General features: G+C 62.6%; 26 protein-coding genes. 15 read left to right on the top strand and 11 right to left on the bottom strand.

The features are described from left to right. Window positions 1-186 precede the first annotated feature (186 nt). The 5 genes from NKH42_RS15270 to NKH42_RS15250 all read left to right on the top strand — a co-directional run bounded on the left by NKH42_RS15270 (window position 187) and on the right by NKH42_RS15250 (window position 3,320). Entirely contained in the window at window positions 187-372 is a 186-nt protein-coding gene (locus NKH42_RS15270) for a DUF1127 domain-containing protein (protein ID WP_352506711.1), read from the top strand. A gap of 73 nt (window positions 373-445) precedes the next feature. Further along, a complete protein-coding gene (locus tag NKH42_RS15265; RefSeq protein ID WP_254819234.1) occupies window positions 446-931 on the top strand; it encodes a VOC family protein in 486 nt (161 codons plus the stop codon). Further along, window positions 928-1,692: an SDR family oxidoreductase gene (locus NKH42_RS15260; RefSeq protein ID WP_352506710.1), complete on the top strand. Its 765-nt coding sequence runs from the start codon at window positions 928-930 to the stop codon at window positions 1,690-1,692. Before NKH42_RS15265 ends, NKH42_RS15260 begins: the two co-directional genes overlap by 4 nt. Before the next feature lie 235 nt (window positions 1,693-1,927). Next, window positions 1,928-2,362 carry an FKBP-type peptidyl-prolyl cis-trans isomerase gene (locus NKH42_RS15255; RefSeq protein ID WP_352506709.1) on the top strand — a complete coding sequence of 145 codons (435 nt, stop codon included), beginning with the start codon at window positions 1,928-1,930 and terminating at the stop codon, window positions 2,360-2,362. Window positions 2,363-2,642: 280 nt separating this feature from the next. Then, window positions 2,643-3,320 carry an HAD family acid phosphatase gene (locus NKH42_RS15250; protein WP_352506708.1) on the top strand — a complete coding sequence of 226 codons (678 nt, stop codon included), beginning with the start codon at window positions 2,643-2,645 and terminating at the stop codon, window positions 3,318-3,320. 49 nt (window positions 3,321-3,369) lie between these two features. On the opposite strand, the gene NKH42_RS15245 is transcribed toward NKH42_RS15250, so the two are convergent. Continuing rightward, complete coding sequence (locus NKH42_RS15245; protein WP_352687835.1) at window positions 3,370-4,350, bottom strand: quinone oxidoreductase family protein; 981 nt, start codon at window positions 4,348-4,350, stop codon at window positions 3,370-3,372. A 98-nt stretch (window positions 4,351-4,448) separates the two neighbouring features. Here NKH42_RS15245 and NKH42_RS15240 point away from each other — a divergent pair, with 98 nt between their 5' ends. Beyond that, the gene (locus NKH42_RS15240; protein WP_352506706.1) at window positions 4,449-4,841 is read left to right on the top strand and encodes a winged helix-turn-helix transcriptional regulator; all 393 of its coding nucleotides are present in this window, start codon (window positions 4,449-4,451) and stop codon (window positions 4,839-4,841) included. Window positions 4,842-4,913: 72 nt separating this feature from the next. Here the strand turns inward: NKH42_RS15240 and NKH42_RS15235 are convergent, their stop codons facing one another. Beyond that, complete coding sequence (locus NKH42_RS15235) at window positions 4,914-5,519, bottom strand: NADPH-dependent FMN reductase (protein WP_352506705.1); 606 nt, start codon at window positions 5,517-5,519, stop codon at window positions 4,914-4,916. Window positions 5,520-5,609: 90 nt separating this feature from the next. Here NKH42_RS15235 and NKH42_RS15230 point away from each other — a divergent pair, with 90 nt between their 5' ends. After that, window positions 5,610-5,978 carry a winged helix-turn-helix transcriptional regulator gene (locus NKH42_RS15230; RefSeq protein ID WP_352506704.1) on the top strand — a complete coding sequence of 123 codons (369 nt, stop codon included), beginning with the start codon at window positions 5,610-5,612 and terminating at the stop codon, window positions 5,976-5,978. 50 nt (window positions 5,979-6,028) lie between these two features. Here NKH42_RS15230 and NKH42_RS15225 read toward each other — a convergent pair whose 3' ends face one another. From NKH42_RS15225 to NKH42_RS15205, 5 genes are all read right to left on the bottom strand, one after another. After that, window positions 6,029-6,349, bottom strand: a complete 321-nt coding sequence (locus NKH42_RS15225; protein WP_023719143.1) for a hypothetical protein — start codon at window positions 6,347-6,349, stop codon at window positions 6,029-6,031. Window positions 6,350-6,492: 143 nt separating this feature from the next. Further along, on the bottom strand, window positions 6,493-6,888 hold the full coding sequence (locus NKH42_RS15220; protein WP_352506702.1) for an acyl-CoA thioesterase: 396 nt from the start codon (window positions 6,886-6,888) through the stop codon (window positions 6,493-6,495). Between the two features lie 200 nt (window positions 6,889-7,088). Beyond that, a complete protein-coding gene (locus NKH42_RS15215; protein WP_352974225.1) occupies window positions 7,089-7,559 on the bottom strand; it encodes an MBL fold metallo-hydrolase in 471 nt (156 codons plus the stop codon). Then, the gene (locus tag NKH42_RS15210) at window positions 7,490-8,056 is read right to left on the bottom strand and encodes an MBL fold metallo-hydrolase (RefSeq protein ID WP_352974223.1); all 567 of its coding nucleotides are present in this window, start codon (window positions 8,054-8,056) and stop codon (window positions 7,490-7,492) included. Before NKH42_RS15210 ends, NKH42_RS15215 begins: the two co-directional genes overlap by 70 nt. A 281-nt stretch (window positions 8,057-8,337) precedes the next feature. Further along, the gene (locus NKH42_RS15205) at window positions 8,338-9,264 is read right to left on the bottom strand and encodes a LysR family transcriptional regulator (protein WP_352506700.1); all 927 of its coding nucleotides are present in this window, start codon (window positions 9,262-9,264) and stop codon (window positions 8,338-8,340) included. Between the two features lie 106 nt (window positions 9,265-9,370). Here NKH42_RS15205 and NKH42_RS15200 point away from each other — a divergent pair, with 106 nt between their 5' ends. The 4 genes from NKH42_RS15200 (at window position 9,371) to NKH42_RS15185 (ending at window position 14,173) form a co-directional block, all read left to right on the top strand. Then, window positions 9,371-10,162 carry an alpha/beta fold hydrolase gene (locus tag NKH42_RS15200; protein ID WP_352506699.1) on the top strand — a complete coding sequence of 264 codons (792 nt, stop codon included), beginning with the start codon at window positions 9,371-9,373 and terminating at the stop codon, window positions 10,160-10,162. 127 nt (window positions 10,163-10,289) lie between these two features. Then, a complete protein-coding gene (locus NKH42_RS15195; protein ID WP_352506698.1) occupies window positions 10,290-10,841 on the top strand; it encodes a GNAT family N-acetyltransferase in 552 nt (183 codons plus the stop codon). Window positions 10,842-11,348: 507 nt separating this feature from the next. Further along, a complete protein-coding gene (locus NKH42_RS15190; protein WP_352506697.1) occupies window positions 11,349-12,965 on the top strand; it encodes a GMC family oxidoreductase in 1,617 nt (538 codons plus the stop codon). Next, window positions 12,962-14,173 (top strand): mandelate racemase/muconate lactonizing enzyme family protein, encoded by a 1,212-nt coding sequence (locus tag NKH42_RS15185; protein ID WP_352506696.1) that lies wholly within the window; start codon window positions 12,962-12,964, stop codon window positions 14,171-14,173. The genes NKH42_RS15190 and NKH42_RS15185 overlap by 4 nt, the downstream gene beginning before the upstream one ends. A gap of 615 nt (window positions 14,174-14,788) precedes the next feature. Here NKH42_RS15185 and NKH42_RS15180 read toward each other — a convergent pair. Further along, window positions 14,789-15,727: a diacylglycerol/lipid kinase family protein gene (locus NKH42_RS15180; protein WP_352506695.1), complete on the bottom strand. Its 939-nt coding sequence runs from the start codon at window positions 15,725-15,727 to the stop codon at window positions 14,789-14,791. 735 nt (window positions 15,728-16,462) lie between these two features. On the opposite strand from NKH42_RS15180, the gene NKH42_RS15175 reads away from it, so the two are divergent. The 3 genes from NKH42_RS15175 (at window position 16,463) to NKH42_RS15165 (ending at window position 18,709) form a co-directional block, all read left to right on the top strand. Next, window positions 16,463-16,897: a DUF4383 domain-containing protein gene (locus NKH42_RS15175; RefSeq protein WP_023719157.1), complete on the top strand. Its 435-nt coding sequence runs from the start codon at window positions 16,463-16,465 to the stop codon at window positions 16,895-16,897. A gap of 6 nt (window positions 16,898-16,903) precedes the next feature. Beyond that, window positions 16,904-18,034, top strand: a complete 1,131-nt coding sequence (locus NKH42_RS15170) for a hypothetical protein (RefSeq protein WP_352508106.1) — start codon at window positions 16,904-16,906, stop codon at window positions 18,032-18,034. Window positions 18,035-18,193: 159 nt separating this feature from the next. Next, window positions 18,194-18,709, top strand: coding sequence for a hypothetical protein (locus NKH42_RS15165; RefSeq protein ID WP_352450478.1), 516 nt, complete (start codon window positions 18,194-18,196; stop codon window positions 18,707-18,709). 8 nt (window positions 18,710-18,717) lie between these two features. Here NKH42_RS15165 and NKH42_RS15160 read toward each other — a convergent pair whose 3' ends face one another. After that, on the bottom strand, window positions 18,718-20,340 hold the full coding sequence (locus NKH42_RS15160) for an FAD-binding oxidoreductase (RefSeq protein ID WP_352751899.1): 1,623 nt from the start codon (window positions 20,338-20,340) through the stop codon (window positions 18,718-18,720). 206 nt (window positions 20,341-20,546) lie between these two features. Here NKH42_RS15160 and NKH42_RS15155 point away from each other — a divergent pair, with 206 nt between their 5' ends. After that, the gene (locus tag NKH42_RS15155) at window positions 20,547-21,041 is read left to right on the top strand and encodes a YegJ family protein (RefSeq protein ID WP_254819220.1); all 495 of its coding nucleotides are present in this window, start codon (window positions 20,547-20,549) and stop codon (window positions 21,039-21,041) included. A gap of 13 nt (window positions 21,042-21,054) precedes the next feature. On the opposite strand, the gene NKH42_RS15150 is transcribed toward NKH42_RS15155, so the two are convergent. Both NKH42_RS15150 and NKH42_RS15145 read right to left on the bottom strand, forming a co-directional pair. Next, a complete protein-coding gene (locus tag NKH42_RS15150) occupies window positions 21,055-22,026 on the bottom strand; it encodes a hypothetical protein (protein ID WP_352508108.1) in 972 nt (323 codons plus the stop codon). Window positions 22,027-22,098: 72 nt separating this feature from the next. Next, window positions 22,099-23,139: a CapA family protein gene (locus NKH42_RS15145; RefSeq protein WP_352508109.1), complete on the bottom strand. Its 1,041-nt coding sequence runs from the start codon at window positions 23,137-23,139 to the stop codon at window positions 22,099-22,101. Window positions 23,140-23,282 lie beyond the last annotated feature (143 nt).

Here is a 23,282-nt window from a genome sequence, read left to right as displayed (position 1 = left end):
GAGCGATGCTCACACATTGTCGCCGATAAGTCGTTTGTCGTCCAGGCCGGAAGACGGCATGTTTGCTCGCGTATTCAGTCATTCACCGCCGCTGCAAAAGGCGATTTGATGTGACTTATACTCTCGCTGACGAAAGTCGCGGGGCAACTGCTGAAACCAAAACTGCCGCCACTCTGGGAGAGCACCATGAACGCCAAACGAGTTGAACCCATCGTCGACGTCCTGACCGGCATGGCCGGCCGCATCCTCGCCTCGAGCAGCCGGCGCCGGACCGAGCGGCAGATTGCACGCTTCTCGACCCGCCGGCTCGAAGACCTCGGGTTTGCCCGCGACTGGGACGGCTCGGTCTATCGGCCGTCGGACTACCGCTAAGCCTGAATGAAAGCAACAGCGGACAGGCTCTTCGCCAAAAATCGCTGCCGCAAGGAATTAACGGAGAACGGACATGGCCACCATCCACCCATTCCTCTGGTTCAACACCGACGCCAAGGAGGCCCGCGATTTCTACCTCTCGGTCTTCAAGAACAGCAAAGCGCTCCAGACGCTCGAATACACCGACTGGGTGTCCGGAACCAACAAGACGGTCCCGCATGCCACCTTCGATTTCGAGCTCGAGGGTCTGCACCTTACAGCGCTCAATGCCGGGCCGCAGCCGCCTTTCAACGAGCGGCTCTCACTCTACATCGAGACCAGGGACCAGGCCGAGACAGACTACTACTATGAGGCGCTCACCGCCGGCGGCGGCAGGGAACAACCCTGCGGCTGGCTCACCGACAAGTTCGGCGTCTACTGGCAGGTCATCCCGGAAATCCTGCCGCGGCTCAGCGCCGACCCGGACCGCGAAAAGGCCAACCGCGTCCGGCAGGCGATGTACGGGATGCGCAAGATCATCATCGCCGACCTCGAAGCCGCCTACGACGGCAAAGCTTGACCCTCACCGAAATCGCAAACGAATGGAGACCTCCCATGACATCGCTCGTGGACAGGAAAGTCATCGTCATCGGCGGCAGCTCCGGCATCGGTCTCGGCGTCGCGGAAGCTGCTCTCAATTGCGGAGCGAAGGTCGTGATCGTCAGCCGGTCGCCCGCGAAACTGCAGGCGGCCGAACGGACGCTCAATACGGGGCACGTGACCAGCTTGGTTGCCGATATGACCGACGAAGCGGACGTCGCTCGCCTGTTCGAGGAGATCGGTCCCTTCGACCACCTGGTATCGACCGCCGGAACACTGCCGCCCGGCGATCCGATCGGCAGTACCGACATGGAGGCTGTGCGAGGCTTCGTCGACAACAAGCTGATTGGGGCCGTCATGCTCTCCAAGCACGCTGTGCGCACCCTGAAGGCCGGTGGCTCCATGACCTTCACCTCGGGCATCAACAAGGACAAGCCGCCAGTGCCGGGAGGCTCGGTCGTCTCAGCGATTGCCGGCTCATTCAGCTACTTCGCCCGCGCCCTGGCGCTCGAACTGGCCCCGACGCGCGTCAATGTCGTGTCTCCCGGATGGGTCGACACACCGATGTGGGACATTGTTGGAGAAGCCAAATCCAGCTTCTTTGCCGACATGGCTGCCCGGTTGCCGTCGAGAAAAATTCCGACCGCTGCGGACGTCGCCGCCGCCTATGTCTACCTCATGGAAAGCGAGTTCACGACCGGCGAGACAATCCGCATCGATGGCGGCCATAACCTGATCTAGCCGCCATTTGCACGCCGCCTGAATGGGTTGAGTCGGCATGACCCGCTAGTCCGGCGCACTCCTGCCGAAGGCGACGAACGCTGGCGGATCATGCCGGCGTAGCCCAATCGGGGTTTACATCGGCAGCCAGGTCCCTAGTTTTAGCGTTTCGCGCCGCGCACCCGAGTGCGTGGATGATCGAGGACGGGACTGTGAGCTCTGGCCGGCCCCTCGAAACTTTCAAAGGATGGCTATCATGACACAGGCCAAGAATGGCGACACCGTGCGCATCAATTACAATGGCCGCCTGGCTGACGGCACTCAGTTCGATTCTTCCGGCAACGAACCGCTGCAATTCACGTTGGGTGAAGGACAAGTGATCGCCGGTCTCGAAACCCATGTCGAGGGTATGGAGGTGGGCGCGAAAAGCACCGTCACCATTCCCGCCGACGCCGCCTATGGCCCCCACCGCCCCGAAGCGGTGATGACCGTCGACCGCGCCCGCGTGCCAGACAACATCAACGTCGATATCGGCACTCGATTGCAGGTCAGAACCGCAGAGGGGCGCCCGATGCCGGTAACAGTCGTCGGCGTGGACGACACCAGCGTCAAGCTCGACGGCAATCATCCTTTGGCGGGACGGGATCTGGTGTTCGACGTTGAACTGGTCGAGATCGTTCAGGCGGCGTAGGCACGGCAAAGCGCGTAACGGCATGATTTTTCGGGTGACGCATTTCGACCGGCGGTTCCGGCGGTGCGTCACCTGTCGGGGGCAAAGACCGCGACGGCGGAAATCGTGTAGCGTGCAGCAACCCATAGAGACATTCGGCATCTGGAATGTCCAATTCAGCGTCGCAGTCTCGAGGACCTGTGGAAGACCTCGCTTGACAGCCGACTTCTCGTGACTGCAAAGTCTCGTGATGCGGGCGATTGGTTGGAATAGAATTGCGCGTGTCGGGGCAATCGTGCTGATGATCGGCACAAATGTTCCTGGGCCGGCGCGTTCCGACTCGCTCCTTCTCACAAGCCCGTCCCAGCCAGCCAATGTCGGCGATGCGATGCTGGCGGCTGCCAATTATCATGATTCCGGCGACTATGATCGCGACCTTGCCGCTGTGGCGAAGCAGGCAGGCGACTGGGTCGTCAAGCGCGCAATGGAGGTGCCTCGCCCCGCACTGGTGCTCGACATCGACGAGACGGCGTTGGCCAACTGGGAAGTGATCACACGTGACAATTTCGGCCGCCCGATCGGCGGCGCCTGCGACATCGCAATCGACGGCCCCTGTGGCTGGGCCGCCTGGGATCAGCTTGCGAAGGATCCGGCTATCGACCCTGTGCTGGAGGTTTTCCGGCAGGCGCGAACGGCGAAAGTCGCGGTGTTCTTCATCACCGGACGTCCGGAGGACCAACGTCAGGCAACCGAACAGAACCTGCAGTCGGCCGGCTATGCCGGCTATGAGCACCTTTACATGGTCCAGCCTGGGGCCAAATACGGCTCCGCAGCAGATTTCAAGGCACCCATAAGGGCCGAAATCGAAAAGGCCGGCTACACGATAATTGCCAATGTCGGTGACCAGCCATCCGACCTGTTCGGGGGGCATGCCGAGAAGCTGTTCCTGCTGCCTAATCCGTTCTACCGGGTTCGCTGACGGCCTGTACGGCACAAGCCCGGATCCTCGGCTCCTTGCCGACCACCTGCTAAGGTATCAAGACGACCTTGCCGGTTGCGCCGCGCTCCTCCAGCAGGCGGTGTGCGTGGCTGGCCTGGTCGAGTGGGAAGCGGCCACCTTTGGTCACCACAAGCTGACCACCAGCGGCCAGATCGAAAAGTTCCAAAAGGCCGTCACGGAGCCCGTCCGTAGACAGCAACGGAAGCAGGGCAAAACCCCTCAGCGACTGGTTGCGGCCGATCATCGCCTCCATCTCCGGGGCGCCGAGCGCGTATCTGCCAAGGGCGGCAAACACCAGCTCTCCGCAAGGCGCAAGGGCCTCGAGCGCGGCCGCCGTAAGCGGGCCGCCGACGATGTCGTAGATGGTGTCGACGCCAGCGCCACCTGTCGCTGCCCGGACGTGCTCCGGCCAATCCGTGTTGCTGTAGTCGACGGCGGCATCGGCTCCCAGCGACAAAGCAAGGTCGAGCTTGGCCTTGCTGCCGGCTGCCGCGATGACACGGCTCGCGCCGGCGCGCTTGGCAAGCTGGACGAGCAACGAACCGACGCCACCCGCGGCAGCGGCGACCAGCACCGATTTGCCGGCCGGCCGGCTTTGCCGCGATAGATGCAGCGCCGTCAGCCCTTGCACCATCAATGCCGTCGCGTCTTCGAACGAGAGCGCATCCGGCAGCGGCACGGCCAGGCTTGCGTCGATCGTCACATACTCGGCACAGCCGCCAAACGGCTGGCTCGAGGCGAACAACGGCGCAGCGACGCGCATGCCGAGCAAGGAAGCCTCCACCCTATGCCCAAGCGCCTCCACGATCCCGGCGGCTTCGACACCAAGGATCATCGGCAGTTGCGGCGTTACCGCATAGCGATCCGCGCGCATCAGCACTTCGAAGAAATTCACCCCGGCCGCATGAACGCGGACCAGGACCTCGCCGGCTTGCGGCTCAGGCTTCGGCACCGAGACTATCTCGAGAACGTCGGCCTCGCCGAAACGGTTCAGTTGAATAGCTCTCATCCCAGGCACCGATCGTTATTGGCATCGGCCACTGTTTGCCACTATCTGCCTGGCTTCGACTACACACCGATTTGTCCGCTGCTGACCGGGAGGTGACCATGGCCAAGCTGATCAAGAGGCTGCCGATGCTGCCGGCGGAGCGCGCGCTGAAAGTGATTTCGGGCCGCTGGAAGGCCGTCATCCTGTACCATCTCTTCGACAGGCCCCGGCGGCTGTCGGCGCTGCAGGCGCTGATGCCCGGCATTACCCAGAAAGTGCTGATCCAGCAGCTTCGCGAAATGGAAGAGCACGGCCTCGTCCGCCGCGAGATCTTTGCCGAGATCCCCTCGCGCGTCGAGTATTCGGCGACGCGGCTCGGCCTCAGCCTCGAGCCGATCCTGCTGGCACTTTGCCAGTGGGGCCAGCATCACGCCGACGAGCTGAATGAGATGGACCGTCTTGCCGATTGCATCATCAGGCCACGGCAAGCGCGGGACGCCCATGCGGTGTGAACAAAAAGGGCGGCGCATGCGCCGCCCCAATGCTTGGGAGAATTAATCCTTGGGAGGACTGTTCGAACCTGCTCAGGCCGCCTTGACTTCCTCGGCGACGGCATCGGCCTGACGCGCCGTGTTCAGCACCCTGGCCCACCATGCAATGTCGTTGACCAGCGCGGTTGCCGCCTGGTTGAGGTGCTCGAACTCGTCGAGCTTCTTGTCACCTTGCTTGACCGCAAGGAAATCAACCCAGGAGATGTGTACGGCGGACTTCACCGGCGCCATCTGCAACTCGACCGCATGCAGCCTCAGCTGCTCGACGGCGCGCGCGCCACCGACGCTGCCATACCCGACGAAGCCGGCCGGCTTCTTGTTCCACTCGTTGGCGGCGTAGTCGATGGCGTTCTTCAGCACGGCCGTCGGGCCATGATTGTATTCGGCGGCGGTGAAGATGAAACCGTCCAATCCGGCGACCTTCTTTTGCCAGCGCTGCGCCACTTCGTTCTGCGACGGCGCCCAGGCGGAGGATGCGACCTCATCGAAGAACGGCAGCGGGAAATCGCGCAGGTCGACGACTTCGACGTCGATATCGGCATGCGACTTGGCGATCCTGGCAATCCATTGGGCCGGCACGTCGGCAAAGCGCGCGGCGCGGGTCGAACCAATGACGATGGCGATTTTGGGTTTTGACATAGGGGGGCTCTCCTTACAGCAATACTGGTATCGTTTAGATACCTGAGCTATATGAGTAACCGGCCGCTCAATGTGCAAGGAGGCACTTTTTTGTTACCAAGGCACCCGTACCGCACCGAGGACTGCCGCGCCGTCTCGGAAATCCTGCAGCGCGTCGGTGACAAATGGACTGTGCTCGTCGTTGGCAAACTCGGCAACGGGCCGCTGCGTTTCAACGAGCTGCGCAGCGCGGTCGGCGGCATTTCGCAAAAGATGCTGACCACCACCTTGCGCGGGCTCGAGCGCGACGGCTTCGTCACCCGCACCGTGTTCCCGACCATCCCGCCGCGGGTCGACTACGAATTGACTGACCTTGGCTACGAGCTGCTGGTGCCGGTCGATGCGCTCGGCGAATGGGCACGCAAGAACACCGAGCGCGTCAAGGCCGCGCGAGAAAAATTCGACGCCATGCACAGCTGAACCCTTGCGCTGTAAGGGTTTGAACCTGTCGCGGATGCTCCGGACGAGCCCTACTGCTGTAATTGCATCTTGCTCTTCGGCAGCTTCTCGATCCGGTTCCATTTCGGGTTGGGACTGACCACCTTGCCGCCAATCGTGCAGGTCGTGGTCGTCTCCTTGCGGCAATTGCTCACCGTCGTGCCGCTGGTGTCGCATTTCGTCGCCGAGCAGATCTCGCACTTGGCCGCCTGCCCGTTGATGGTGCGGTTTTCCGACGTGCAGGTGGCGCCTGGATCGCCTTTTTTGACCTCGGCAAAAGCGCTTGCGGACGACAGGCAGAGCAAGGCTGCAAAGGCACCCGCCAGGGCAGCGTTCAGCATGTGTTGACGCATTGTCTTTCCTCCCAAGATCCCATCGGTCGCGCTGCAGGCGCGCATGCGGGAACCCGTTAGCCAAAGACCACGCGGGATTGCTGTCCGCATCCCCCGCGCGGGAGAGACGGCTATTTAAATCCGTCTTCTGGAATCAGGCCGGGTCAGCCTTCGGCCGGAACCGCCTTCGGCTTGCCTTCGCCGTCCAGCGCCACCATGACGAAGTCGGCATGGGTGACCTTCTCCATCAGGTCGGAGAGATAGCGCTGCGCCCAGGCCTCGACCTTGAGCGTCATCGAGGTGCGGCCGACGCGTTCGACATGCGTATAGATGCACAGCGTGTCGCCGATCTTCATCGGCTTGGCGAAGGACATTTCCTTCACCGCCGCCGTCACCACGCGGCCCTTGGCGCGCTCGGCGGCGCGGATGCCGCAGGCGAGATCCATCTGTGCCATCACCCAGCCGCCAAAAATGTCGCCTGCCGCATTGGCGTCGGAAGGCATGGCCAGCGTCCTGAGCGTCAGATCGCTGATCGGCCGCCCGTCCGCGTAATGCACCATTTGGCCAATCCTCTCGAAGCCGATTGTCCCGATCCCGTATCGTCATGGCACGGACTGGTCAACGCGCCACTGAACAGGTCGCGGCCTGAGGTTCGGCTATCGGTCGACGGTGTTGAACAGATGCTGTGCGGAGCTAGACGAGCGCACCAGCAGGATTGCATTCCATGGCCGAGGTAAGAAAGCTTACCAATAGGCGTGCTTCACAAAGCGGGCCAGGGCGTTGGGACGTAGGCGTAGGCGTTGCCCTCGCGAATAACATGACCGATGCCTGGAAAGGGCAGGTGCATGCCTGCGACGAGCAGGCCATCCGCCGACACCATGTCGAGCACCTTCTTGCGTGTGGCGATTGCGGCCTCCTGGTCCACGTCGAAGGCGATTGCCCATTCCGGATGCGCAAATTGCAGCGCGGAGGCGTGGATTACGTCAGTGAAGAGCAGCAGGTTGGCGTCACCAGAGCCAATTCGAAGCGCGAGATGCCCCGGCGTGTGTCCAGGCGCAGGCAACGCCCTGATCCCGGGCGCGATCTCGACTTCGCCTTCGATCTTCCGGACCTTGCCATGGTAAGGCACCAGCGATTTGCGCGCTATTTCGAAGTACGGTTTCATCTGGTCGGGCGCCTTGGACCGGATCCCGTCATCGTGCCAGAAAGCGAATTCCGGCGCGGCAACCACGACCTCCGCTGCCGGAAGGCGGCCTTGCCTCCAATACCGACAAGGCCGTTGGCATGGTCGGGATGGAGGTGGGTGATGATTACCGTGTCGATTTCTTCCGGCCTGATGCCGGCGGCGGCGAGCGCCTCAGGTATATGTCCCAGTATGGGCCCCATCGCCGATGCCGTGCCGGTATCGATCAGCACCCGTCTGTCGCCTTTGGTGACAAGGTAAGCATTGACCGAGGTCGGGAGTGGTTTTGGCAAGAATGCCTTTGCCAGCAGCGCTTCGGCGGCAGCCGGATCTGCGGAAGGGAAGAGTTCGAGGCCGAGATTGAGGTAGCCGTCGCTCAGTGCAGTGATCTCGAGGTCGCCGAGCATGAACCTGTGGGCGGTCGCAAGCGAAGCCGGAGACGCGGCGATAGGCGCAGCGTTGCCCGCAAAGAGGCTGATCGGGGAAAGCAGCAGGGCGCCGGCACTAAAGGTGCCGAGGCCGAAGGTTCGACGGTCGATATTCATGGTCTTGTCCTTCGAATTGCAGATGAAGCTAGTCCCAGGCTACGTCGTCGCTGGCAGGGCGGATGCCGACCGTTGGACTACCCACGGAAAGTGGAAAACCTTCGGGCGGGGTCGGCGCGGTTCATGGCCAACTCCTTGCGACATCAATAATGCGCCTCACAAACTGCGGGAATAGCGATGGGATGCAGTTCACTGCTGCAGATTATGCAGCAGTGAACTTAAGTGGGTAAGGCCGCTGGTTTGGCCCTCCGAACGGCCTCGCTGAGCCCCGGCTTGGCCGCCTACTGGACAGGTTGCCGGGGTTCGAGCGCTCGGCGCAACGTCGGCGCCTCTTGCTCGATATGATCCCACAGCCGGTTCGAGATCGGCCCGTGCGGCCGGTCGCGGCGGCGCGCCACCACCAACTCCTCGGTGCGGCCTGGCAGATGACGGCCGGCAACGGATTGCAGGCGTCCGTCGCGCAGCTCATCCTCGATCAGGAAGCGGGGCATGTGGCCCCACGCGAGGCCCTGCAGGATGATTTCCTTCTTCATCCCCTGGTCGGCCACCATGCATTGAGGCGCACCCTCGATCATGAAGTAGTCTTGTTGCGGTGAATGGCGGGCCGTGTCGCGCATGACACATTGGGTGAACGCGTGCATCTGATCCGGCGTGATGGGGTGCTTGATGCGCTCCGGTAGAAAGCCCGACGCCACTACGGGAACGAATGGCACCTTGCACAGATCGATCCATTCCACCCGCGGATCGCTCTTGTCGATCCAGTGCAGGATCAAATCGGCTTCGTCATCGAAGAGGCGCTCCCACGGGCCGCCCACCGCCTCGAAATGCAGGTGCAGGCGTGTGCCCGGACACTGGGCGAAGAACCGTCCGAGCATGCCCAGTGCCTGCGGGCGCGGGCACAGGTCGCCGATCACCACATGGATCTCGCTTTCTTCGCCCATTGACAGCTGAGCAGCATGAAGCCGCAAGCCCTCGAGCTCGCGCAGCAGCGATTGTGCCCTGCGATGGAACGACAGCCCTGCCTCGGTGGGGCGCACGCGATAGCCGCTGCGATCCAAGAGAACGAGGTCGAGTTGCCGCTCCAGCTTTGCAACGGCTGCGAACACCGCCGGGTGCGAGCGATGCAGCATGGCCGCCGCAGGCTGAAAGCCGCCGCAGCGGACCACGGCATCGAAGCATTGCAGGTCGTGCAGGGTGAATTCGGCCATGTCAGCTTCTATTACAGAGATAGTCCTATCTTTGTAATATCATCAAAAGCGCGCCGCAACTAGGCTTTGCCACATTCAACGCTCCAAGAAGGAAGGTGTATTCACCATGAATGAGCTGGATTTCGTGACCGTCGGCGATGGCACACGCATCGCCTACCGCATCGACGGCGACGCCGGGAACCCCGTGCTGATGCTGTCGAATTCCATCGCCACCACACTGCGGATGTGGGACATGCAGGTCAACGAGCTGTCGAAGCATTTCCGTGTTCTGCGTTATGATTTTCGCGGCCACGGAGGGTCAAGCGTTCCGGCCGGTGCTTATTCGCTCGACCGGCTTGGCCGCGACGTGATCGAGCTGCTCGATGCCTTGGCCATTGAACGCGTACACTTCCTCGGTCTGTCGTTGGGCGGCTTCGTCGGGCAGCGGCTCGGCATCCACGCGCCCGAGCGGATCGAACGCTTGATCCTGAGCAACACCTCGTCCTACCTCGGACCGGCAAAGCAGTTTGACGAGCGGATTGCCGCCGTGCTGCAGGCGCCGGACATGGCGGAAACCGCCGAGATGTTCCTGGGCAACTGGTTCCCTGCGCGTATGCTGGCGGCCAACGAGCCCGTCATCGAGGAATTTCGCGCCATGCTGCTGGCTATCGACCGGCAAGGCTTGGCTGGTCTGTTCGCGGCGGTTCGCGATGCGGACCTTCGCCGAACCGCAGCGCTGATTTCCAGGCCAACGTTGGTGATCGCCGGCCGGCACGACACTGTGACAGCCGCCAGCCATAGCGAGTTGATCGCGGCGACGGTGCCCGGCGCGAAACTGGTTGTCCTGCCCGCGGTCCACTTGTCGAATGTCGAGTACCCCACCGAGTTCATGGAGGCCGTGCTTGGTTTTCTGCGCTGAGATGGAGCACGACAGGGACGCTGAGTGAAACCCCGGTTTGAACATCCCCGCATGGACCGCAACCTATGATGCGCTAGCGCGCAGTGCAGGCTAGACTGGGCAATATCAATAGCGGATGACGGCTGACATGGAACTTGGCTTTCGCCCATTAACGCCCGATCTGTGGCCGGCGCTCGAGGACCTGTTCGGTGACAGCGCCGTCTGCAGTCGCTGTTGGTGTATGTATGGGCGGATCGGTCGTTCTTACCGAAAGAGACCCGGCGAGGAAAACAAGGCAGCGTTCCGGCAAGCCGTCCAGCATGGTCCGCCTCCAGGCATCCTCGCCTTCGACGGCGATACGGCTGTCGGCTGGTGCCGGGTGACGCCGCGAGATGCCCTGCCCTGGCTCGATCGGCTGTGGCAGCTCAAGCGTGTGGATGATGCGCCGGTCTGGTCCTTGTCCTGCCTGTACGTGCGAAAACGATACCGCAGGCGGGGCGTAACATTCCAGCTGATAGCAGAGGCACTGGAACTCGCGAGGCGCGCAAATGCTCCTGCGCTCGAAGCCTATCCTTTCGACGCGGACGTATCGCCGAGTGCTTCCGGCAGCGGATATGCCTCCACCTTCGCGCGCGCCGGGTTCAGGGTCGTCGCTCGCAGGACGCCGGCCCGCCCGATCGTGCGCTATGATTTCAGGTAGATTGCCGATCATCGCCTGTAATGGTTGGACGGCTTGTCGACAAAGCACAGCGAAGGCATGGCCAGCGTCCTGAGTGTCAGATCGCCGATCGGCCGCAGATTCTCGACAACGGATGAACCGAATCGTCTAACCAGGACTGATAGATGAGTAGCTCTCAAATGGATAAGTATGTCTGGGCCTCGGTCTTATATTACACCGTGGCTGCAGTTGGATTTGTGGTTATTTTTGTCTCGATCAATGTGCTTGGAATTTTGTGGGGCCTGCTTGCAATATTCGGGTATTTGGCGCTGGTTACATCTCTCAACATATGGCGACGCAATCGACATCCGCGAAGCGTCTATCAAGTCGAATTGACCAAACGAAGACTGGACGGCTAATCACCGCTGGATGAAAACTCCGAGCATCGCGCCAGTCGCTTTTTTCACATCAGATGCCGGAAGACCCGGCGACGCCGCGCCGCGCGCGAGTCTAGGTTAGAGGCCGAATTCCGGAGCCGCCCAATCCACCATGCAGACCTATGATTTCATCATCGTCGGCTCCGGTTCGGCCGGCTCGGTCCTGGCCGAGAGACTGTCGGCTTCCGGCCGCTTCTCGGTGCTGGTGCTGGAAGCCGGCGGCAGCGACCGCCGCTTCTACGTGCAGATGCCGCTCGGATACGGCAAGACCTTCTTCGACCCGGCGGTCAACTGGAACTACAAGGCCGAGCCGGACCCCGGCCTCGCCGGCAATGTCGACCACTGGCCGCGCGGCAAGCTGCTCGGCGGCTCGAGTTCGATCAACGCCATGGTCTGGATCAGGGGCGCGCGCGAGGATTTCGATGCCTGGCGGGATGCCGGCAATCCCGGCTGGGGCTTCGATGACCTGCTGCCTGCGTTCAAGGCACTGGAGGATAACCAGGCGGGCGCCGACCAATGGCGCGGCGTCGGCGGGCCGCTGCATGTCACCGACTGCTCGACCTCCGTCCATCCGCTCACCAAGCGCTATCTCGCCGCCGCCAACCAGGCCGGCCTGCCGCTCAACCCGGATTTCAACGGCGCCTCGCAGGAAGGCGTCGGCGTCTACCAGATCACCACCAGGAACGGCCGCCGCATGTCGGCGGCGCGCGCCTTCCTGCGCCCGGCGATGAAGCGCAAAAATGTCCGCGTCGAGATCAACGCGCTGGCGACAAAGATCCTGTTCGAAAGCAAGCGTGCCGTCGGTGTCGAGTATCTCCAGAATGGCGCGACGAAAACCGCCCGCGCCGGCCGCGAGATCATCCTGTCGGGCGGCTCGGTCAATTCGCCCCAATTGCTACAGCTTTCAGGCATCGGCCCGTCGGCGCTTCTTGGCGCGCTCGGCATTCCCGTCGTTCACGCCAACGAGAATGTCGGGGCAAACCTGCAGGACCATGTCGGCATCAACTACACGTTCAAGGGCAGGCTGCCGACGCTCAACCAGATCCTGCGCCCGTGGTGGGGCAAGCTGCTGGTCGGCATGCAATACGTGTTTTTGCGGTCGGGCCCGCTGTCGCTGTCGATGAACAATGCCGGCGGCTTCTTTCGCACCGATCCGGCCGCGGCACGGCCCAACATGCAGCTCTATTTCCAGGCGTTTTCGACCGTCATTCCGAAGAGCGGCGAACGCCCGATCCTTACGCCCGATCCATGGCCGGGCTTTTCCATCGGGCTGTCCAATTGCCGTCCATCGAGCCGCGGCGAAATCATGATCCGCTCCGCCAATCCGCGCGATTATCCCAAAATCGTCGCCAATGCCTTTTCGACCGAGGCGGACGTCGCTGAAATGCTGGCGGCGGTGAAATTCGTCAGGAAGATCGCCTCGATGCCGGCGATGGCCGAGATCATCGAGGAAGAGGTTTTGCCCGGTCCCTCGATCACCTCCGACGCGGATCTCATTCAGGATTTCAGGAAGCGCTCGGGCACCGTCTATCACCCGGTCTCGACCTGCCGCATGGGGCCGGACGCGGCGCACGCCGTCGTCGATCCGCGCCTCAAGGTACACGGCATCCAGGCGTTGCGCGTCATCGATGCCTCGATCTTTCCCGACAACATAACCGGCAACACCAACGCCGCCGCGATCATGACCGGATGGAAGGGCGCCGAACTGGTTCTGGAGGATCAGAAATGAAAATCACCGACGTCAAGACCTGGGTGGTCGGCAATCCGCCGCCCGGCATCGGCGGCAAGTATTTCATCTTCGTCAAGCTCACCACCGATGGCGGCATCGTCGGCTATGGCGAAGCTTACAACGCTACCTTCTCGGCCCATGTCACCGCAAAAATGGTCGAGGACATGGCAGAGCGCTATCTCGTCGGCCGCGATCCGCACGACGTCGAAAACTTCTTCCGCCGCGCCTATTCGTCAGGCTTCACCCAGCGCCCCGACGTGTCGGGCATGGGCTGTTTCTCGGCGCTCGAAATCGCCTGCTGGGACATCATCGGCAAGGAGGCCGGCAAGCCGGTCTACAAGCTGCTTGGTGGCCAGGTGCACGAAACGCTGCGTTCCTATACCTACCTCTACCCGCACAGCGGCAGCGTCCACTCCGAGGACGCCCGCGGCAAGAACGTCTACAACGACCCCGATCTGGCCGCCGCCTGCGCGCTCGAATATGTCGAGCAGGGTTTTAACGCGGTCAAGCTCGACCCGGCCGGCCCCTACACCGCCTTCGACGGCCACCAGCCGCGCCTCGTCGACATCGACCTCTCCGCCCGGATGGTCAAGGCGATCCGCGAGGCGGTCGGCACCCGCGCCGATATCCTGTTCGGCACGCACGGCCAGTTCACAGCTTCGGGGGCGCTGCGCATGGCCCGCGCCATCGAGCCTTATGACCCGCTGTGGTTCGAGGAGCCGGTGCCGCCCGACATGCCCGAGGTGATGGCGCAGGTCGCCCGTGCGACCTCGATCCCGATAGCCACCGGCGAGCGGCTGACGACCAAGTTCGAATTCGCGCGTGTGATCGAGAACCGCGCGGCGACCATTCTGCAGCCGGACCTTGGCCGCTCCGGCGGCATTCTCGAAACCAAGAAGATCGCCGCCATGGCCGAAGCCTATCACATCCAGATCGCGCCGCACTGCTATTGCGGGCCGATCGTCGGCGCCGCCAACATCCAGCTCGCGGTGACGCTGCCCAACTTCCTCATTCTGGAATCGCTGAAGCAGTGGGGCGGATTTCACGAGAAGCTGCTCAAGAAGAAGATCGAATGGCAGGACGGCAATGTCATCCCGTCGAAGGAGCCCGGCCTCGGCGTCGAACTCGATGAAGCCGTTTGCGAAGCGCATCCCTGGACCGGCAAGGACCTGCATTTGCAGATGATGCAGACACCGCTGATGCCGTGAGCGCCAGCCTGATCCGCAACGGCTTTGCCGTCACCGTCTACGACCGCGGCCCGGCGCCTGGTTCCTCGGCACAGAGGATTTGACGGGTCGCTTGCGTTGACGGAACCGCATGCCTTGGTGATTAGCGCAAACGCCCATCGCTTCGTCATCCTGGGGCGGAGCAAGGAGCGAAGCGACGCGGCGCAGACCCCGGGATCCATGCCGCGACTTCAGAGCGCTGCTGCGGTGCAAAATTCTGCTCCGCTGCACTCTTTGATCAAGGTTACGGCATGGATCCCAGGGTCTCCGCGACGGAGCTTCGCTCCTGCTTCGCCCTGGGATGACGAAGTTGGGGGGGATTCGGCCAATCTCCAGGGTTTGCGATTTACCACCGACAGGAACGACCGACGTTCGCTGCCGATGGGCCGCCACCTGCCAAAATCACTGTTTCAAGGAATTGGTCGACCATGATCGTCAGGCTTCTGGAAGATGCGATCGGAACCGATCTTCGCGCGCCTGGTTTCCCGGCCAAGCTCGAGGCCTGACATCAGGCAATTGTCACGCGATTTCAGCACATTGGCCGGATCGCTGGAATCACCGCCGAAAGAACTTGAATCAACCCCTCAATGCCTTGATTCAATATCTCAGCGTCAAGGCGCCGGGTAGGATCTCGAAGGTCGCCGGTATGCGACCCGGCGATTCGCCGTCTATGTCGATCAGCGCGGCGTTCTTTTGCACATCGCCGAGCGGCTCGACAACCACTTTCTTGCCGCGCAGGATGGTGATCGCCGGATGGTTGCGGTGCCGCCCGCCATAGAGCAGGCGGATGTCCCAGATCAGCTTCAGCTTGCCGGCGGCGCGCAGAATGACGATGTCAAACTCGCCGTCGTTAAGCTCGGCATCGGGCGCGATCATCATGCCGCCGCCGAAGAATTTGCCGTTGGCCACCGCCACCAGTGCCATGCGCGCCTCGACCGGGGCACCGTCGTCGATGGTGATCGCAACGTCCTGGAAGCGGTAGCGGAGGAACTCCCAGACCGTGCGCCAATAGAACAACGCCTTGGCCGAAACCTTGCCCTTGCGCTTGTCGGCGTTGACGGCACGGTCGGTGACGCCGGAGAGCCCGAGGCTGGCGATGTTGATGAAATGGCGGCTGGCCAGCGCGCCGTGGTCGTCGACATAGCTGATGCACCCGGCATCGACCTTGCGCCCTTTGGCCTCGGCAATCCGCTTCAGTGTCAGGTCGACATTGTTCGACAGGCCGAGCCCGCGCGCGAAGTCGATGCCGGCGCCGCACGGCAGCAGCCCAAGCTCGGCCGTCCGGCCGCTTTCTCGGAAAGCTTTCAGCAGCCCGTCGGCGACCTCGCTGGCGGTGCCGTCGCCGCCGGCCGCGATCACCAACTCGAAGCCGATGGCGGCAAGGTCGAGCGCCAGCCGTTCGGCATCGCCCTCGGCCTGCGTTTCACGCAGCTCGAAATCGCCGAAATGTCTTTTCAGCGACGCCGCAACCTCGGGCCAATGCCGCTTGAGCCTGCCGCCGCCGGCGATCGGATTGAGAACCACCGCGACCTTCAAGCCCGCCTCCCCAAGGCCATCGAACACGCCTTCCAATCATTTGCCGGCATTGAAGCCCCCGCCGGCCCGCGGGGCAAGATCGAATGTCCGACAATGCGGTTTTGGCCTCGAGGCGGCAAATCCCGGCCGGCGGCGGCAGAGATCGGAAAGTCCCTGTTTTGGCAGGGTCAGTCCCCGATAATCCCGCTATCCACAGGCACGCGGCAGTTCCGCCAAACACTTATCCGACATACATTAAACCCATCTCAGGCGGCTACCGATCGCCACGCCGAAAGGCACAGCGGAACGGCGGATTTCCTGAGGCCCGTACGGCCCTGAACGAGAACAGGCTTGCCTGTTGGAGGGATGGAAGCCGAGACCTACGGGGCCGCGGAAAGCGTGCGAACGCCGACGGCGGACCGATGCTGCCATGAAGGACGGCAAAAACCTTCGATGGCGCGCCGGGCAAAGCTCGCAAGAGTGGAGACCGGCGTGGTCCGGAACGGACGCTACCCTCGGGTGGCGACTGGCAGGACCGTCAAAATCAAGGCCGGCATGGCGCGACACCTTTCGGGAGTTGCTGCCGCGACCGTGTCCTGATCTGACAGGGAGGCGCTGGGAGAAATCCCGGCGCCGACTGTCCTTGTGGCCCCGCCGGACGACTTTGCCGGCGACGCTTCACCCTGCGCCAAAATCAGCTACTATCCACTTGCCGTGGGAGGCCGGTTAAAAGGGCTGACGGCAGGGGGACATTTCATGACGCTCATCCAGAAGCTTGCTGTTGCCTATGCTTTCCTGTTCTTCGGCGTTGTTGCCATCGGCTATGTGCCGGCCTTCAACGATGCCGGCGGCAATCTGTTCGGCCTGTTCTCGCTGCAATGGTATGATGATTTGCTGCACGCCTTCTCCGGCGTCTGGGCGCTGGCGGCCGCCTTCATCTCGCACCGCCAGGCGGTGTTCTATTTCAAGCTGTTCGGCTCGGTCTATCTGTTCGACGGCGTGCTCGGCCTGGTCACTGGTTCCGGCTGCCTCGATGGCGGCATTTTCATCAACGGCTTCCGCTCCCTGAACGACATCGAATTCCCGGCCCGCTTCTTCGCCAACCTGCCGCACATCGTCATCGGCGGCTTCGCCGTCTATGTCGGGTTCTGGCTGTCGAAACGTGTGTACGACCATTTCGCCACGGCCTGACCGGCCATGTTCCTGTTCCGCTGGCTGAAGCGCATCATCAAGGCGATCCTCTGGCTCGTCGTCATTGTCGTGTTGATCCCGATCGCCGGGCTGGCCTACGGCTTTCTCACGACGCCGTCGCTGGACACAACGCCTTTGCCGGGCGTCGCTGAGGGTGCCCCGCCGAAGGCGCTGGCCGACAAGATCCGTGCCGAAATCCCCGGCTACCAGCGGCCGGAGGAATCGACCTTTCTTACTTATCCGGAATGGGCCATCGTCTACGCCGCCCGCGAATATGCCGGCTTCGTCGACAAGAACCAGCCGAGCGGTTTTCCCTATCTCTCCTATATCGGCCGCTTCTGGCAGGACTATGCGATGGTCATCCGCGCCAGCTCCGCCTACAGGTTCAACCTCGACAATCACCAGATGCTGGTGATCATCGGCACCAGCCACACGATCGAGCACGCCATCCAGTGGGCCTATGAAAATACGGTCGGCCGCGTCACCGAAGCGACAGCCGGCAAGCGCACCGCCGTCGACATCTACCAGGCCAAGGTGGCGGCGGAGTATGCCGGTTTTCTCGACCAGGTGCCGTGGTACCAGTTTCCCTATGCCGAAAAGCGTGCCGGCCTGTTCGCCGTCCAGCCGGCAGCGGACGACAGCGCTGTCCGTACCAGCGAACGCAAGCTCGCCTTCGGCTTCGCCGACACCATCAAGCAAGGCTACGCCGATCTGATCAAGTCGGCGCTCGCCGCCACCACCGATCCGGCCTTGCTCGACATTCACGTCTGGGCCAAGGGTCCGGTCAGCGAGGTGACGCGCAACGAGCCCGACACTTTGCTGGAGCGCGATCTCGGCGCCGACGGCACGGTCTTCGTCACCAGGCGCTATCAGGTGTTCACCGACATGATTCCGCGCCTGATCGGCAAGGGCATCTCCTTCGTCGAGATCGGCGGCAATGACGAGATCATGGTCACCATGCTTTCCAACGACGAAATCAAGGTTCCCGAAGATGCACGCACCTTGTTCAGCTACCCGCTTCCGGCGGAACCTTCGACGCGACGCACCGGCCTGACCGTCGCCGTGCGCAAGCTGCACATCGTGCTGCCAGCGCTGATGACGGCAGGCGCCAGGCTCGAGCATGTCTACGATTACTGAGGCCTTTCGGTCACAGCCGGCCTCGGCAAAACGTTGCGTGATGCTCCGCCACGCTCATTCCACAATCGCGGCCAAATCCCGCCTTGTTCCGCAACGATTGATGATGCCGTAGACACGTTGTCTTGCGCACATGTGCAGGCAACTCGGAGGCACAAGACCGTGATCAAGACCGCCCTTGTCGCCATGACCATCGTCGGCTGCGACTGCGACGCCAGGCTTTGCGAATATATCGGCGAGACGCCCGCCAAATGGTCGACCATCGCCGAATGCGAAGCGGCGATGAAAAGCCAGATGCTGCACGAGCGCAATTTCGACTATCCGCTGGTCTCCGGCATCTGCCGGACACAGAACTCGTCTTCGTCATCGCAACTCGCTGCGACCGCTTCCGAGCCTGAATTGACGACGGCCAGTACGGCCGCGACAGACCCGCTGCCACCGGAACTGAGCCATCGGCCCAGTGCTGCGGTCGGAACGCAGGCAACGGCGACGGAAACGGAAGCCGTCCGGCCGGTCGCCTATGAAGCGGCGGTCGATGGCGGCCGCGCCGTGCTCTACCGCACGAAGGCCGGCTACGCCGTGGTCAAGACCGATCTCGGCCGCGCCGCATCGGCAACGATCGGCATCGCCAGGCGTTCGGCGAACTGGCTGGCGGCGAAGCTGCCTGACGGTCTGTAGCCGCCGCTTCAGGCCGTGCCGATCAATGCCTTGACGGCGCGATAAAAAATCGACGAAAACAACTCGCCCGGATCGTATTGCAGCTTCTTCGCCAGGAAGGACGGCAGTTCCGGATAGGAGGCAAGCAGTTCCTTGCCTGTGTAGTGGAGCTGGTAGGGCAGGAAAAAACGCCCGCCATGCTTGATCGTCACGTCGATCAGCGCCCTTGTCAGCGCCCGCATCCTGGCATTGCCGTCGGCGTCTGTCGGCTGATTGATGTAGAGCACCAGCGAATAGGCCGGCTCCGGCGCATAATTCAGCGCCACATCCTCCTTGTGGACGATGCGTACCGACGCGTTGAGCACCGGCAGGGTCTGGTTGCGCAGGATCTCGCGCGCTTCCGCGATGAACGGGTTATAGGCCGCCCGCGGGATGAAATACTCGTGCAGGATGTCGGTCTCATCGAGCAGATCGTTGAACAGATAGGGCACTGAATCGTGCATCGGATTGTTGCGCGTGACGAGGCAGGCCTCGCCCTCGGCCATTGCCGTCGTCCGCGCCACCGTGCAGCTCTCGAATTGCGGCTCCAGCGTCTTTTCGGTGAACCATTTCAGCTCCTGGAACAGGCTGCCCCATTTCGCCAGGTTGATGATCACCCGCTTGAGCCCGACCGAACCCGGTTCACCGATTGCCGGCTGGTCGGCCGGCGGCTGGTCGGCCACCTTGTCATAGCGGTAGACGATCATATCCTCGAGGAAATTGCCCGGCGCAGTCGACAGATGCCCATAAAACAGACCGATCGCCCTGTTTGGCTCCAGAACCTCGGCGAAGAACGTCGGGAAATCGTCCGATCTGATGATCTCGCGCGAGGTCCGGTAGACGGCGTTGTCGACGATGTCGAGTGTCGCCTCCAGCACCACGCCGAACAGGCCGTAGCCGCCGACGACGTGGCGGAACAGCTCGGTATTTTCGGCCGGTGAGCAGGTCGTCACCGAACCGTCGGCCAGCATCACCCGCATCGATCGGATCGAGTCGGCGACCGAGCCGGCCTGGTGGTCCATGCCATGCGCGTTGACCGACAGCGAGCCGCCGACCGAAAAGATGTCGGTCGACTGCATCGCCTTTACCGCGAAGCGCGGGTGCAAAAGGTTCTGAATGTCGTGCCAGCGCGCGCCCGGCTGCAAGGTGATCGTCTTCGCCGTCGGGTCGACACTGACCTTGTTGAATTTGCGCATGTCGAGGACCAGCGCGTTATCGTCGAAGGCGTGGCCGCCCATCGAATGGCGCACCGCCGCGACCGAGACCTTCAGGCTATTGGCGCGGGCAAAGGCCAGCGCGCTCGCGATGTGGTCTTCCTCGCTGACTTCGATAACGCCGTAGACCGGTGTCATCGACAAGCCGCTGGCATCGTTGATGTCGCCGCCCTTGGTCAGCCATGGCAGCGCCGGATCGTAGGCTGGCGGGCCCCCCAGCGGCTTCTGCGCCAGGTCGATCCCGTCAATGTCGGCGATGCGCCCGGAATTCTTCTGCCCCGACGGACCGCGCGCCAGGCGCGCCACGGTCGTCCCGCCCCAGAGCATCGCGCCGCCGACCACCGCCGCACCCAGCAGCAGCCGCCGCGACAGGCGAAACCCCTTGCGTTCCTCGACCATGACACCCCTCGCTGCCTCAGGGATAGCGCGGGTTTCCGGCAAAAACCAGAGCCGGAGTGCGTAGCAGAACTAGCGGCAGTTGCGGCAGTTGCGGCATCAGCATCAGGAGCATTTTCTTATGGTTGCAATTAAGGTATGTTTCGCGCTATGATTGAAGATCCGAACGGATCCATGATGATGCTGACCATTGTATGGGCGCCCATTCCATGAAGCTCGTGTCCCGCGCGATACTGTCCCTGATGCTAGAGCTTGCTCCGATATGCGCCGAGGCTCACGACTCCAGTCAGGGCGACGACAGCGTCGTCGCAGTCGCGCCTGACGATCCGGATATGGCGGCGGCGACTGCACAGGCACGTGCCACCCTGGACGCATTCCTGGCATTATCCCAGACACCGCCACCTGGAACGGACACATTCAAACTGAAGGTGATGATCAAGGACGGACATGTGACCGAACACTTCTGGGTCATCCCGTTCCAGCGGAACGAAACCGGATTCGTGGGGATATTGGCGAATGAGCCACATAGTGTCCACAACGTCGTGGCTGGCCAGTATGTAGAATTCAACCGAGACGATATTTCCGACTGGGGATATACCAAAAACGGTCACCAGGTTGGCAGTTTCACCGTCTGTGTGATGTTCAAGTCGATGCCGAAGGAAGAAGTCGACTACATGCGTAGCCAACGCGGCTTCGATTGCTGACCGCCCAGCCGGACTACCCCGCCTCCTCGTCCCGCGCCCCGATTTTGCGCACCAGTGCCGCCGTCGCCAGCATCGCCCCCATGTCTGCGATCATCGGCGCGGCATGCTTGGTGTAGTCCAGGCGCGTGGAGATATCCGGGAGCTCGAAGAAATTCCTTTCCTGCGGCAGCAGGAGGAAGCCGTCGCTGCCGTTGAGCGCGACGCGTGCCGGATCGTTCGGCCGGGTCTCGCCGAGCCATTGCAGCGCCTGCGCCAGCCGGCCCGTCACCAGCGGCCGCGCCGCCTCGATATTGTCGGTGCGGAACTCATAGGCGGCATCGAGCTCCGGCACGCCGCTGGACAATTCCTGCATCTTGCTGCCGAAGATGCCGCGGAGGAAGCCGACGACCTTGTTGGTCCGGCGCGCGGCCACCAATGTGCCGGGGAACGGCACGATCGTCTCGAAGGCGACGATCACGCCCTTGAACACTGCCGTCGTGCTCTTGCCCGTCCCTTCCCGTAGATCTGCTTCGTACAGCTCGAATGGAAACCCTTCATAGCGGCCGGAGAAAACATCGTCGAAAGACTGTCGGTTGAACGAACCAACCGTCTCACGCGGCAGTCGGTCGAACGAATTCGGCTTGACGTTGTGGCGATACCGCATGTCCTCGATGAAACCGAAGATGATCGGCAACAGCGTGCTGCGAAACGACTGCTGCAATTTGCTCGCTGGCTTGATCGCCCGGAAATAGAGCAAGATCGCTGCCAGGAGTCCGCCGACATAGAGGAACACATGCGGGGTCGAGACCCACTGCTCGTTCGGGTCGGCAACCCCGTTGAAGAGCCAGGCCACAAACACCACGAACGCCAGCACCAGCCCGATGAACAGTGGGACCCGCCAGCGCGTCCGGCGATGGGCCGAAGCTCTTTCGGCCTCATAGGCCTCGATGTTCTTCCTGAGGCCGGCGATCACCGCTTCGCTCGGCATGAAATCCGCAGTTTCCATCACCCACCGCCGCCACAAGCCTGCCCGCGCTGGGCATGATAGCCGGTTTGGTGGACCGCGTCAGCGCAGCCGTCAGCGCCCGGCACTGAAGATCGCATCGAGGCGGGCCAGAACCCTTTGCCTTGATTTTCCCTTCAACATTTCAACCGGCACCAGCCGCTCGTGATCGCCGGCGCGCAGCCGCATGAAGGCATGCAGCCGGTAGGCGGCAATGGCGCCGCGCGTGCCGGGATCGGCGCTGATGTCGACGACGAAAATGGCACCGATGCGGCCAGGCCAAGGCTGGCGCGCGAAGGCGGTGCCGAAGAAATCGCCGAGTCCATAGGCGACGAGCGTCTTGCCGATCCGCTCGATCGGCTGCACGACATGGGCATGATGCCCGGCGATCAGGCAGACGCCATGTTCGGCCAGAAGCCGCGCCAGTGCCCGCGTCCTCGCACGTGGAAAATGCCGGAATTCCCAATCCCAATGCGGCACCGCGCAGAGGAGGTCGACACCCGAAGCGGCATCGCGCGGCCATTGCGCCGGATCGCCTTGCATCGAGACACGGCCCGCGAACTGAGCCGCGTCGGCATTGCGCCACAAGGTAAAGGCGGCAAGGCCTATGGTCAGCGAACCAACCGCAAACCGCTCGACCGGAGCCGCAGTGCCGATCGTGCGGATGCCTAATTGCTCCAGCACGGCGACCGTCTCGTCGAAGCCGGCGATGCCCTGGTCGAGCACATGGTTGTTGGCCAGCGACAGCACCAGTTTTTCGCGCGAAATGCCGGCAGCGGCCAGCGCCTCGGCAAGGAACCGCTCGTTCATCGCGTGGTGCGTGCCAAACCTCGTACCCAAAACAGCGCTCGGCCGTTCCACCACCGGGCTTTCGCAATTGCCGACCACGAGATCGGCCGAGGCAAGCAGTGCCGCAATCGCCGGATCGCAGTCCGGCGCGCTGCGATTGGCCACCGCCGAGATATCGCCGACGAAAGCCAGCCGCACCGTCCGCGCCGGCGGCGGGTCGAGCAGGGCTGCGTCCGCCGGAGCAAAGCCGCGCGCGTCGCCATTGAGCGAAGGCCGGAGGAAGCGTGGCAGCCAGGACAGTTTGTAGGAAAGCGGATAATTCGACACGCGACGGCCCAATGGTTTGCCTTGTGTAGCCCGCCAGCCGGATTGATTGAAGCGCTGACTGTTATCGTTGAACCACAGGGCTACAGGCGCGCGAACCAAATGCGTGTATGATCCACTGCGGAGCGACAAAAGGGGTGATCACG

It is taken from the genome of Mesorhizobium sp. M1142 (genome assembly GCF_040318565.1).
In the GTDB taxonomy this organism is placed as follows: Bacteria; Pseudomonadota; Alphaproteobacteria; order Rhizobiales; family Rhizobiaceae; genus Mesorhizobium.
This window is presented reverse-complemented; position numbering and strand designations above follow the sequence as displayed.

Bases quoted from the DNA above. Each gene is read 5' to 3' on its own strand.
- NKH42_RS15220 (WP_352506702.1), bottom strand. From the start codon at position 6,888: ATGGTGCATTACGCGGACGGGCGGCCGATCAGCGATCTGACGCTCAGG.
- NKH42_RS15235 (WP_352506705.1), bottom strand. From the start codon at position 5,519: ATGTCAAAACCCAAAATCGCCATCGTCATTGGTTCGACCCGCGCCGCG.
- NKH42_RS15195 (WP_352506698.1), top strand. From the start codon at position 10,290: ATGGAACTTGGCTTTCGCCCATTAACGCCCGATCTGTGGCCGGCGCTC.
- NKH42_RS15250 (WP_352506708.1), top strand. From the start codon at position 2,643: ATGATCGGCACAAATGTTCCTGGGCCGGCGCGTTCCGACTCGCTCCTT.
- NKH42_RS15225 (WP_023719143.1), bottom strand. From the start codon at position 6,349: ATGCGTCAACACATGCTGAACGCTGCCCTGGCGGGTGCCTTTGCAGCC.
- NKH42_RS15200 (WP_352506699.1), top strand. From the start codon at position 9,371: ATGAATGAGCTGGATTTCGTGACCGTCGGCGATGGCACACGCATCGCC.
- NKH42_RS15175 (WP_023719157.1), top strand. From the start codon at position 16,463: ATGACGCTCATCCAGAAGCTTGCTGTTGCCTATGCTTTCCTGTTCTTC.
- NKH42_RS15210 (WP_352974223.1), bottom strand. From the start codon at position 8,056: ATGAATATCGACCGTCGAACCTTCGGCCTCGGCACCTTTAGTGCCGGC.
- NKH42_RS15150 (WP_352508108.1), bottom strand. From the start codon at position 22,026: ATGGAAACTGCGGATTTCATGCCGAGCGAAGCGGTGATCGCCGGCCTC.
- NKH42_RS15255 (WP_352506709.1), top strand. From the start codon at position 1,928: ATGACACAGGCCAAGAATGGCGACACCGTGCGCATCAATTACAATGGC.
- NKH42_RS15205 (WP_352506700.1), bottom strand. From the start codon at position 9,264: ATGGCCGAATTCACCCTGCACGACCTGCAATGCTTCGATGCCGTGGTC.
- NKH42_RS15240 (WP_352506706.1), top strand. From the start codon at position 4,449: ATGGCCAAGCTGATCAAGAGGCTGCCGATGCTGCCGGCGGAGCGCGCG.
- NKH42_RS15270 (WP_352506711.1), top strand. From the start codon at position 187: ATGAACGCCAAACGAGTTGAACCCATCGTCGACGTCCTGACCGGCATG.
- NKH42_RS15185 (WP_352506696.1), top strand. From the start codon at position 12,962: ATGAAAATCACCGACGTCAAGACCTGGGTGGTCGGCAATCCGCCGCCC.
- NKH42_RS15170 (WP_352508106.1), top strand. From the start codon at position 16,904: ATGTTCCTGTTCCGCTGGCTGAAGCGCATCATCAAGGCGATCCTCTGG.
- NKH42_RS15155 (WP_254819220.1), top strand. From the start codon at position 20,547: ATGAAGCTCGTGTCCCGCGCGATACTGTCCCTGATGCTAGAGCTTGCT.
- NKH42_RS15190 (WP_352506697.1), top strand. From the start codon at position 11,349: ATGCAGACCTATGATTTCATCATCGTCGGCTCCGGTTCGGCCGGCTCG.
- NKH42_RS15160 (WP_352751899.1), bottom strand. From the start codon at position 20,340: ATGGTCGAGGAACGCAAGGGGTTTCGCCTGTCGCGGCGGCTGCTGCTG.
- NKH42_RS15245 (WP_352687835.1), bottom strand. From the start codon at position 4,350: ATGAGAGCTATTCAACTGAACCGTTTCGGCGAGGCCGACGTTCTCGAG.
- NKH42_RS15265 (WP_254819234.1), top strand. From the start codon at position 446: ATGGCCACCATCCACCCATTCCTCTGGTTCAACACCGACGCCAAGGAG.